This is a genomic window from Arthrobacter hankyongi (assembly GCF_022012395.1).
GTDB lineage: Bacteria > Actinomycetota > Actinomycetes > Actinomycetales > Micrococcaceae > Crystallibacter > Crystallibacter hankyongi.
This window is the reverse complement of the sequence record NZ_JAKLTQ010000023.1, coordinates 1-10,612: the sequence shown is the minus strand read 5'-3', so window position 1 is coordinate 10,612 and position 10,612 is coordinate 1. Positions and strand designations below refer to the sequence as shown.

At 68.1% G+C, this 10,612-nt stretch carries 9 protein-coding genes; 6 read left to right on the top strand and 3 right to left on the bottom strand.

Features of this window, described 5'->3' with window-relative positions:
• Positions 1-32: 32 nt before the first annotated feature.
• Positions 33-1,088: a zinc-dependent alcohol dehydrogenase family protein gene (locus tag LVY72_RS20635; protein ID WP_237826042.1), complete on the bottom strand. Its 1,056-nt coding sequence runs from the start codon at positions 1,086-1,088 to the stop codon at positions 33-35.
• Positions 1,089-1,300: 212 nt separating this feature from the next.
• Between LVY72_RS20635 and LVY72_RS20630 the strand changes: the two genes are divergently transcribed.
• From LVY72_RS20630 to LVY72_RS20620, 3 genes are read left to right on the top strand one after another with little or no spacing between them, the layout of a single operon-like run.
• Entirely contained in the window at positions 1,301-2,524 is a 1,224-nt protein-coding gene (locus tag LVY72_RS20630) for an inorganic phosphate transporter (RefSeq protein ID WP_308190853.1), read from the top strand.
• Positions 2,521-2,748 (top strand): hypothetical protein, encoded by a 228-nt coding sequence (locus LVY72_RS20625; RefSeq protein WP_269092768.1) that lies wholly within the window; start codon positions 2,521-2,523, stop codon positions 2,746-2,748. Before LVY72_RS20630 ends, LVY72_RS20625 begins: the two co-directional genes overlap by 4 nt.
• A gap of 22 nt (positions 2,749-2,770) precedes the next feature.
• Positions 2,771-3,322, top strand: a complete 552-nt coding sequence (locus LVY72_RS20620; RefSeq protein WP_237826039.1) for a dihydrofolate reductase family protein — start codon at positions 2,771-2,773, stop codon at positions 3,320-3,322.
• 12 nt (positions 3,323-3,334) lie between these two features.
• On the opposite strand, the gene LVY72_RS20615 is transcribed toward LVY72_RS20620, so the two are convergent.
• Positions 3,335-3,817, bottom strand: a complete 483-nt coding sequence (locus tag LVY72_RS20615) for a PaaI family thioesterase (RefSeq protein ID WP_237826037.1) — start codon at positions 3,815-3,817, stop codon at positions 3,335-3,337.
• Positions 3,818-3,836: 19 nt separating this feature from the next.
• Between LVY72_RS20615 and polA the strand changes: the two genes are divergently transcribed.
• On the top strand, positions 3,837-6,569 hold the full coding sequence (gene polA, locus LVY72_RS20610) for a DNA polymerase I (RefSeq protein ID WP_372463742.1): 2,733 nt from the start codon (positions 3,837-3,839) through the stop codon (positions 6,567-6,569).
• Between the two features lie 33 nt (positions 6,570-6,602).
• Here polA and LVY72_RS20605 read toward each other — a convergent pair whose 3' ends face one another.
• Entirely contained in the window at positions 6,603-7,358 is a 756-nt protein-coding gene (locus LVY72_RS20605; RefSeq protein WP_237826035.1) for an ABC transporter permease, read from the bottom strand.
• Between the two features lie 59 nt (positions 7,359-7,417).
• On the opposite strand from LVY72_RS20605, the gene LVY72_RS20600 reads away from it, so the two are divergent.
• A complete protein-coding gene (locus tag LVY72_RS20600; protein WP_237826033.1) occupies positions 7,418-8,731 on the top strand; it encodes a GNAT family N-acetyltransferase in 1,314 nt (437 codons plus the stop codon).
• A 143-nt stretch (positions 8,732-8,874) separates the two neighbouring features.
• The gene (rpsA, locus tag LVY72_RS20595; RefSeq protein WP_237826032.1) at positions 8,875-10,341 is read left to right on the top strand and encodes a 30S ribosomal protein S1; all 1,467 of its coding nucleotides are present in this window, start codon (positions 8,875-8,877) and stop codon (positions 10,339-10,341) included.
• Positions 10,342-10,612: the final 271 nt, after the last annotated feature.

The window sequence follows — 10,612 nt, the reverse complement described above, 5'->3', positions numbered from 1 at the left end:
CAAGCGCGTACAGGATGACCCCGGCCCGGGGATCAGCGGGTGATGACGACCTTGAGCGCGTTGGTCTCCGCCGCCCTGGCAAAGGTGTCATAAGCCTCCATCATCTGGTCGAAGCTGAAACGGTGCGTGGCGAACTTCTCCGCCGGGATCTTGTGCTGGGCCACCAGCCTGAGCAGCATCGGCGTGGTGTTCGCGTTCACCAGCCCCATGCTGATGTTGATGTTACGGATCCACAGGTCTTCCAAGTGCAGTTGGACCGGCTTGCCGTGGACTCCCACATTGGCCACGTTGCCGCCCGGCCGGACCAGGTCCAGGGCCATCTCGAAGGTCTGCGGGATGCCCACCGCTTCGATGGCCACATCCACGCCGCCGCCGTCGGTGAGTGCCAGCACCTGCTCCTTCCAGTCCGCTGCCGACGTGGCAACGGTGTCCGTGGCGCCGAACTCCCTGGCCCGTTCCAGCCGGTTCTCATCCAGGTCGAGGGCGATCACGGTCGCTGCCCCGCACAGGCCCGCCGTGGCGATGGCCGCCAGCCCAACCGGACCGGAGCCGACGACGGCGACCGTGTCGCCGGGCTTGACCCGGCCGTACTGCACACCGATTTCGAAACCGGTCGGCAGGATGTCCGACAGCATGACCGCCTGGTCGTCACCGACCCCCGCCGGCAGCAGGTGCAGCGAGTTCTCCGCATAGGGCACGCGCACATACTCGGCTTGGGTGCCGTCGATCAGGTGCCCGAAGACCCAGCCAATGCCGGAGGCGCCCTCGTCCCCGAGGCAGTGCGAGAACAAGCCGGTGCGGCAGTTGGCGCAGTGCCCGCAGGACTTGATGCAGGAGATGATCACCCGGTCGCCCACCTGCAGGCCGGTCACCGACGGGCCGGTTTCGGTAATGGTCCCGACACCTTCATGGCCCAGGATGCGCCCCGGCTGCACCGCGGGCACATCGCCCTTGAGAATGTGCAGGTCGGTGCCGCAGATCGTGGTGGTGTCCAGCCGGACGATGGCATCGGTGGGATGTTCGATCTTCGGGTCGGGAACTTCCTGCCAGGACTTCTGTCCGGGCCCGCGATAAACCAGTGCCTTCACGATGACTCCTGAGGGTGGATGCTTGCCGATGGTGGACGCCCCCTCCCGATCATCAGGTGGCGTCCCGCCGGTGTCAACAAGCTCCGGATCCGGATGTGTCCACCGGGCCGGAACCCATCTACAATCGTAGGGCGTGTGGCCGGACGCTGAATTCCTTGCGGCTTGCCGGTGAACGCCAGCTTAACGTTCTCCCTCACCAGATTGGTAACTTGGTGGATCTCACCTTCATGGTCGTACTTGTCATAGTGCTGGCCCTCTTTTTCGACTTCACAAACGGCTTCCATGACACGGCCAATGCGATGGCCACGCCGATTGCCACCGGCGCCATCAAAGCCAAGACGGCCGTGGCCCTTGCAGCCGTGCTGAACCTGGTCGGCGCGTTCCTGTCCACCGAGGTGGCCAAGACGATCTCCGGCGGCATCATCCGCGAGGGCGGCGGAGGCCTGGCCATTTCCCCGGAGATGATCTTCGCCGGCCTGATGGGCGCCGTCGTCTGGAACATGCTGACCTGGCTGCTGGGCCTGCCATCGAGTTCCTCGCACGCCCTGTTCGGCGGGCTGATCGGCGCGGCCATCGTCGGTGCCGGTTTCGGCGTGATCAACTACGACGTCGTGGTGTCCAAGGTGCTGCTGCCGGCGGTGCTCGCGCCGTTGATCGCCGGCACCGTCGCGTTCCTCAGCACCCGGCTGGCGTACCGGATCACCACCCGCAAGGGCGCCGTCGCCAATCCCAAACGCGGTGGCTTCCGCTATGGCCAGATCTTCTCCTCCTCCCTGGTCGCGCTGGCGCACGGCACCAACGATGCACAGAAGACCATGGGCGTCATCACCTTGGTGCTGGTCGCTGCCGGTACGCAGCCGGCCGGCTCCGGGCCGCTGCCCTGGGTGATCGCCGCGTGCGGCCTGGCGATCGCCATCGGCACCTACACGGGCGGCTGGCGGATCATCCGCACCCTGGGCAGCGGGCTGACCGAGGTCAAGCCCGCCCAGGGTTTCGCGGCAGAATCCTCCACCGCCTCGGCGATCCTGGCCTCCTCGCACCTGGGCTTCGCGCTGTCCACCACGCAGGTGGCCTCCGGGTCCGTGATCGGCTCCGGCCTTGGGCGCAAGGGCGCCCAGGTGCGCTGGAGCACCGCCCGGCGCATCGCCGTCGGTTGGGTGCTGACGCTGCCCGCCGCCGCGGTCGTGGGCGCCCTGGCCGCCGCGGTGGCACACCTGGGCCCGGCCGGCGTCATTATCGACGCCGTGGTGGGCACGTTGGTCATTGCGCTGATGTTCCTGGTTTCCCAACGCAACCGGGTCAGCCACGACAATGCCATCAGCGGCCTGGACCATGCCGGCGAGGTCGTGGAGATCAAGCGCCGGAAGAAGAAGCGGAAGAGCGAAGCGCAGCCGGAGGAGAAGATGGCAGAGCAGCTGATGGAGGCAGGCGAGTGAGCATCGATTGGTTGGCCTTCGTGCTGGTGGCCGGCGCCACCTTGGCAGCGGCCATGGTCCTCGTCGGCACGTACGGGCTGGGCGTGCGGCTGCTCGCCGTCGCCGCGGACTCGGCGGGGGCGCGCCAGCGGATGGTGCGTGCATCGGCCTTTGCCTGCTTTGGCGTCTGCGCCGCGGCCGTGCTGTACGGGATCTACCTGATCGTCCCGGCGTTCCATTCCTGAGCAACTTGGCTAGCATGGCCACATGGCACGGACTGTTTACTATGTGGCAAGCACACTCGATGGCTTCATCGCCGATCCGCAGGACAACCTGGACTGGCTCATGCAGTTCAATGACGCCGATGGCGTCCAGGACACCTACCGGGAGTTCATGGCGAATGTTGGGGCCATTGCGATGGGGTCGGCCACTTACCAGTTCCTGCTCAAGGCCGGCGGCTGGGAATACGGAGACACCCCGGCGTGGGTCTTCACCCACCACGAACTGCCGGGTATCCCCGGCGCGGATGTCACCTTTGTCCGCGGCGACGTCGGACTGTACCAGCCGTCCATCCTTGCCGATGCCGGCGGCAAGGATGTCTGGGTGGTCGGCGGCGGCGCACTGGCGGGGCAGTACCTGGAAGCCGGGCTGCTGGACGAAATGATCCTGACGCTGGTCCCGGTGACGCTGGGCCGCGGCAAACCACTGCTGCCGATTTCGACGGCGGAGGCGCCGGCCGAACTGCTGGGCACCAGGACCCTGGGCGGTTCCATGGTGGAACTGCACTACCGCTTCGGGCAGAGGCCGGCCGGCGCCTGAAGCCGCGCCGCGTTAGCCTGCGTCCCGGATCAGGTTGGTGATCCGGGCCGTGCACAGGCGGCGGCCGGCCTCGTCGGTCATGACCACCTCGTGGACGGTCAGGGTACGCCCCAGCTGGATCGCCGTGGCGGTTCCGGTGACCAGCCCGGAGGTGGCGGAGCGGTGATGGGTGGCCCCCACTTCGATGCCCAGCGCCACGCGGTCCGGACCGGCGTGGATGGCGGCGGCGAAGGAGCCCAGGGTCTCGGCCATGACCACGTGCGCGCCGCCGTGCAGGATGCCGAAGGCCTGCGTATTGCCCTCCACCGGCATCGTGGCGACCATGCGCTCCGGTGTCATTTCCAGGAACCGGATGCCCATCTTCACCACCAGGGCACCGACCCCGGCGTCGGCCAGCCAGGGACGCAGGTGCTCCGGGACACCGGCGTCGGCCAGTTCCTGCAGCCGCCCGCCGGTGCCGGCGGGGACGGTGTCCGGAATGAATTTGTCGCTCATGGGAACTAGGCTGGCATCTGTGAGTGAAACAAACAAACCGGATTCCGTAGCCACTATCGAGCGCCCTGCAGAGGCCGAAACTGCCAACGGATCAGAGTGCCGGCTGTTGGTCATCGACGGGCATTCGATGGCATTCCGGGCGTTCTATGCGCTGCCGGCGGACAAATTCGCCACCGACACCGGGCAGCACACCAACGCGGTCTATGGTTTCATCTCAATGCTGCTGGCCATGATCCGGGAGCAGCAGCCCACGCACGTCGCCGTCGCCTTCGACCTGGACACCCCGACCTTCCGGTCCGAGGAGTACAGCGAGTACAAGGCCGGCCGCAATAAGACGCCGGAGGAATTCCACGGCCAGGTAGATCTGATCGTCAAGGTCATGCAGGCCATGCGGATTCCCACCATCACCATGGACGGGTACGAGGCGGACGACATCATCGCCACCTTGAGCAGCCAGGGCGAGGCCGCCGGATGGCGGGTGCTGGTGGTGTCCGGGGACCGGGACGCCTTCCAGCTGATCACCGAGAAGGTCACCGTGCTCTACCCGAAGAAGGGCGTCAGCGATATTCCGCCGATGGACGCCGCCGCGGTGGAGGCCAAGTATTTCGTCGGCCCGCAGCACTACTCCGACCTGGCCGCGCTGGTCGGCGAGACCGCGGACAACCTGCCGGGCGTGCCCGGCGTCGGGCCCAAGACGGCCGCGAAGTGGATCAACCAGTACGGCGGGCTGGAGGGAATCCTGGCGCACCTGGACGCCATCGGCGGCAAGGTCGGGGATTCGCTGCGCGCCAATGTGGACCAGGTCAGGCGCAACCGGAGGCTGAACCATCTGCTGCGGGACCTGGACCTGCCGGTGGACCTGGAATCGATGATCCTGCAGCATCCGGACCGGGCGGCCGTGGAGGAACTCTTCGACTCGCTGCAGTTCAACACCCTGCGCAAGCGGCTCATCGACCTGTTCGAGGAAGAGGAGGCGGCCGAGGAGGTCCAGGTCCATGCCCCGGCGCACGTCCAGCTCGGCACCGCGGCGGAGCTGGAGGACTGGCTGGACCGCACCAACCAGCTCAATGTCGCGGTGCAGCTGGTGACCGAGGGCGCCGGCAGCACGGAAGACGCCGTCGGGCTGGCACTGGTCACCGGAACAGATGCCGCTTACATCGCCCTGACGGAACTCGACGAGGACGCCGAACGGGTGCTGGCCGGCTGGCTGGCGGACCTGGACGCACCCAAGGTGGTCCACGACTTCAAGGCCGCCTACAAGCTGCTGGCCCGGCGCGGGCTGACGCTGCTGGGCGTGGTGGACGACACGGCGGTCTCGGCGTACCTGATCCAGCCGGACCGGCGCAGCTATGAGCTGGCAGATCTGGCCCAGTACCACCTGAAGCTCTCCGTGGCCGCCGCCCCGGCGGCCGGCGGGCAGCTGGAGCTGGGCCTGGAGGAGGACCAGGCCGGTCCGGCGGTCATGAAGGCCTTCGCGGCCCTGCAGCTGAGCGAGCATTTCGCCGGCCAGCTGGTGGACCGCGGGGCCAACCAGCTGCTGGGCGGGCTGGAACTGCCGCTGTCCCTGGTGCTGGCCCGGATGGAGCTCACCGGCATCGCGGTGGATACCGCCAAGCTGGACACGCTGCTGGACGACTTCACCGCCACCATCAACGCCGCCAGCTCCGAGGCCTTCCGGATCATCGGCAAGGAGATCAACCTGGGATCGCCCAAGCAGCTGCAGGCGGTGCTCTTCGACGAGCTGGGGCTGCCCAAGACCAAGAAGATCAAGACCGGCTACTCCACCGACGCGGATGCGCTGACGGACCTGGTGGTCCGGACCGGCCATCCGTTCCTGCTGCAGCTGCTGGCCTACCGGGATGCCACCAAGCTGCGCCAGACGGTCGAGGGCCTGCGCAAGGCCGTGGCCGACGGCGGACGCATCCACACCACCTATGCGCAGACGGTGGCCGCCACCGGGCGGCTTTCGTCGCTGAACCCGAACCTGCAGAACATCCCGGTGCGCAGCGAGGAGGGCCGGCGCATCCGCGAGGTCTTCGTCGTCGGCCCCGGCTATGAAACGCTGCTGACCGCGGACTATTCGCAGATCGAAATGCGCATCATGGCGCATCTGTCCGGGGACCAGGCCTTGATCCAGGCGTTCCGCGACGGCGAGGACCTGCACCGCTTCGTTGGTTCGCGCATCTTTAATGTCGCGCCGGCGGACGTGACCAGCGAGATGCGCTCGAAGGTCAAGGCCATGTCCTACGGACTGGTGTACGGGCTGAGCTCCTTCGGGCTCTCCAAGCAGCTGAACATCCCGGTGGACGAGGCCCGGACGCTGATGAAGGACTACTTCAACCGCTTCGGTGCCGTGCGCGACTACCTGCGTTCGGTGGTGGACCAGGCGCGGCAGGACGGCTTCACGTCCACCATCGAAGGCCGCCGCCGCTACCTGCCGGACCTGAACAGCGACAACCGGCAGCTGCGCGAGATGGCCGAACGGGCCGCGCTCAACGCGCCGATCCAAGGCTCCGCGGCGGACATCATCAAGAAGGCGATGCTGGGCGTGGACCGGGCGCTGGCCGAGCAGGAGCTGAAATCGCGCATGCTGCTCCAGGTCCACGACGAACTCGTGCTGGAAGTGGCCCCGGGCGAACGCGAGGCGGTGGAACGGCTGGTCCGCGAGCAGATGGCCGGGGCGGCGGAACTCACCGTCCCGCTGGACGTCTCGGTCGGCGTCGGGCAGGACTGGCAGGCGGCCGGGCACTAAGGGACCGGACGCTCCCGGGCGCTTCCGGGGCGTTCAGGAGACTGCGGCCGCAACCTGGCCGGCTTCGGTGAGCACGGCCAGCACCGCTATGGCAATCGCTTCGACGGCCAGCAGCGAGACGAGCACGATCAGCTGGACCAGTCCCGCGTCCAGCGGTGAGGCGCCGCCCAGGATCAGGCCCACGAAGGCGCCGGGCAAGGTGACGGTGCCCACCGTGCGGGTCTGGTCAAGTGCCGGAAGCAATGCCTCGTGTGCCACCGGCCGGGCCACCAGGGCCCGGGCGGCGCGTGGCTCGAAGCCCAGGGCAAGTCCGGCTTCCACCTCGCCGCGGCGCAGGGTCAGTTCCGCGCTGATCCTGCGCCCGGCCAGGTTGGTGGCGGTCATCGCGCCGCCGATCAGCTGCCCGCAGACCGCCAGCCAGGCAAGTGGCTGCGCCGGCAGCACACCGGTGGCGAACATCAGCCCGGCCACCGGGGCGACGCCGGCTAGGATCGGCAGCGCCGCGGCGGGCACGCCGGTCCCGGCGCCGATCCGGCGGGCGGCGGTCCAGGCTGCCACCAGCAGCATGAGCAGCAGGAAACCTGCCGCAAGTACTGCCGAACGGCTCAGCGCCGCCACGGCCAGCGACACGACCGCCAGCTGCAGCAGCGCCCGCAGGCCTGCGGAGAGCAGTTGCCGGGCAGGCATCCCGAGTGCGCAGCGGGAGACCGCGGCAGCCGCGGCCAGCAGGACCGCGAGCAGGAGCCAGACGGCGGGGCCAGTGTTGAGCAAGGTGGAGTTTTCCGGCACCTGCCCATCCTCGCACCGGAGACCGTGCCGGTACGTGCCCGGATGCTAGGCTCGGCAGCGTGAACACCGCCGCCAACGTGTCCGGTCCGGCCCTGCGCACCGAACGGTTCGCCGCCCTCCGCGAGGACGGCCTGGCCGACCAGCGGCTCGAGGGTTGGTTCGACGCCGTGAAGTTCGGCTTCCACGATGCCAAGGCCGATCCTGTCGATGTTGCCCGCTACGCCGAGTCCTATGACTTGGACGCCCGCGTGCTCACCGCGGTGTACGACGACACCGTGCGGCCCGGGGTCTGGGATCCGGCGGTCCCGGTGGCCACCTATGCCACGATGCAGAACACGATCAACATCGGCGGCGGGGTCCTGCTGCCGGCGCACCTGGTCACCGCGGTCACGGTCCGGGCCACGCACCGGCGCCGGGGCATCCTCCGCCGGTTGATCACCGAGGATCTGTACCGTGCCGCGGACGAAGGCCTGGCCTTGGCCGCGTTGACCGCTTCCGAGGCCACCATTTACGGCCGGTTCGGCTTCGGTGCGGCCGCTTTCGGGCGCACGGTCCAGGTGGACGTGCGCGAACGTTTCGGGCTGTCCGTCCCGGCGGATGATGCCGGCGGCGTGGAGGTTGCGGATCCGGACCTCCTGGCCGCGCTGGGACCGGAGGTTTTCGCCCGCTTCCACGCCCGTACGCGCGGGTCGGTGGGCCGGCAGTCCTCGTATGCGCAGGTGGTTTCCGGGCGCTGGGGACAGCACAAGCCCGAACCGGACAGGGCGCTGCGGGCCGCCGTGTATCACGGAGCGGACGGCGCCGCCGAGGGCTATGCCTGTTACAAGTTCGCCGGCTGGGACGCCTCCCCGCGTGCCGTCAAGGTGGTGGACCTGGTCGCGGCCACGCCTGCGGCCTACCTAGGCCTGTGGGCCTATCTGGGGTCCATCGACCTGGTCGAACGGATCGAGTACCCGCTGGCCGCGGTGGAGGACCCCTTGCCGTGGGCGCTGCGCGACGGGCGCGGCTACCAGGTGACCGGTGAGGAGGACACACTGTGGCTGCGGATACTGGACCCGGTGACGGCGCTGCAGTCCCGCAGCTACGCCGGGGCCGGCTCGGTCAGCTTCGAAATCGCCGATCCGCTGGACCTGGCCGCAGGACGCTGGCGCCTGACGGCCGGCGGCGGCGAGGCCTCCGTCGAGCCGCTCGCGGCGGACGCCGCCGTCGATCTCCGGCTGGGTGTGGAAGCGCTCGGTTCGCTGTATCTGGGCGGCACCACGGCACACACCCTGGCGGCGGCGGGCCGGGTCGCCGGGGAGCCCGGCGCGGTAGCGCGGTTGGACCGTCTGATGGCACTGCCGGAGCGCCCGTACTGCATCACGCACTTTTGACCGGAGTTGCCTGCACCGGCTAGACTTATCGGGCGCGTAATGCGTATGCAATTTCCAAAAAGTCCACTTCCGGGCGGCCGGGGCACTTTGCTGTGCCGGGCGTCCGGAACCAAGAAAACTATCCACATCGGAGCCCCTACTACATGACCATCACCTCCACCGAGAAGCCCGGTGCCCCCCAGGTCGCCATCAACGACATCGGCACCGCCGAGGACTTCCTCGCTGCCGTCGACGCCACCATCAAGTACTTCAACGACGGTGACCTCGTCGAAGGTACCGTCGTCAAGGTCGACCGCGACGAAGTCCTGCTCGACATCGGTTACAAGACCGAAGGTGTCATTCCCTCCCGCGAGCTCTCCATCAAGCACGATGTTGATCCCGGGGACGTTGTTGCCGTGGGCGACCAGGTCGAAGCCCTTGTCCTGACCAAGGAGGACAAAGAAGGCCGCCTGATCCTGTCCAAGAAGCGCGCCCAGTACGAGCGCGCCTGGGGCGACATCGAGAAGGTCAAGGAAGAGGACGGCGTCGTCACCGGTACCGTCATCGAGGTTGTCAAGGGCGGCCTCATCCTCGACATCGGCCTGCGCGGCTTCCTGCCCGCCTCCCTCGTCGAGATGCGCCGCGTGCGCGACCTGGCTCCGTACATCGGCCAGCAGATCGAAGCCAAGATCATCGAGCTGGACAAGAACCGCAACAACGTGGTGCTGTCCCGCCGTGCCTGGCTGGAGCAGACCCAGTCCGAGGTGCGCTCGAGCTTCCTCAACAAGCTGGAGAAGGGCCAGGTCCGTCCGGGCGTCGTGTCCTCGATCGTCAACTTCGGTGCCTTCGTGGACCTGGGCGGCGTCGACGGCCTGGTGCACGTCTCCGAGCTGTCCTGGAAGCACATCGACCACCCGTCCGAGGTTGTCGAGGTCGGCCAGGAAGTCACCGTCGAGGTGCTGGAAGTGGATCTGGACCGCGAGCGTGTTTCGCTGTCCCTGAAGGCTACGCAGGAAGACCCCTGGCAGACCTTCGCCCGCACGCACGCCCTGGGCCAGGTTGTCCCGGGCAAGGTCACCAAGCTGGTTCCGTTCGGTGCGTTCGTCCGCGTCGAAGACGGCATCGAGGGCCTGGTCCACATCTCCGAGCTGGCCGTGCGCCACGTGGAGCTGGCCGAGCAGGTTGTCTCCGTGGGCGACGAGCTGTTCGTCAAGGTCATCGACATCGACCTGGAGCGCCGCCGCATCTCGCTGTCCCTGAAGCAGGCCAACGAGGGCGTCGACCCCGAAGGCACCGAGTTCGACCCGGCGCTGTACGGCATGGCCGCCGAGTACGACGAGCAGGGCAACTACAAGTACCCGGAGGGCTTCGATCCGGAGTCCAACGAGTGGCTCGAGGGCTACGAGGCACAGCGTGCCGCGTGGGAGCAGCAGTACGCCGACGCCCAGGCCCGCTGGGAAGCCCACAAGAAGCAGGTTGCCGCGGCGATGGCCGAGGACACCGCTGCTGTTGCCGGCCCCGGCGAGTCCGCCCAGACCAGCTACTCTTCCGAGGCTCCGGCTGCCGAGCACGGCACCCTGGCTTCCGACGAGGCCCTGGCCGCCCTGCGCGAAAAGCTCACCGGCAACTAATTGCCGCAGATCGGACCGGCTTGCTGAGCAGGCACCGGCCTGAGCACAGAGGGCCCCGCACCGAATGGTGCGGGGCCCTCTGCCTTTTTCCTGCCCGTTGCTGCCGATTGGACAAGTTGCCCGGGATTCCGGGCGGGTACAGTACCGCAGCCGGTGCTTTGAGTCTTTGGGGGCGTGGGAAATGGGCGGCCCGGGGTGGTGTCCGGGCCGCCCGGTGGCCGGTGCGGGGCGGGTCAGCGGGGGAGCAGGCTGGCTGCTTCCTGCCGGGTGG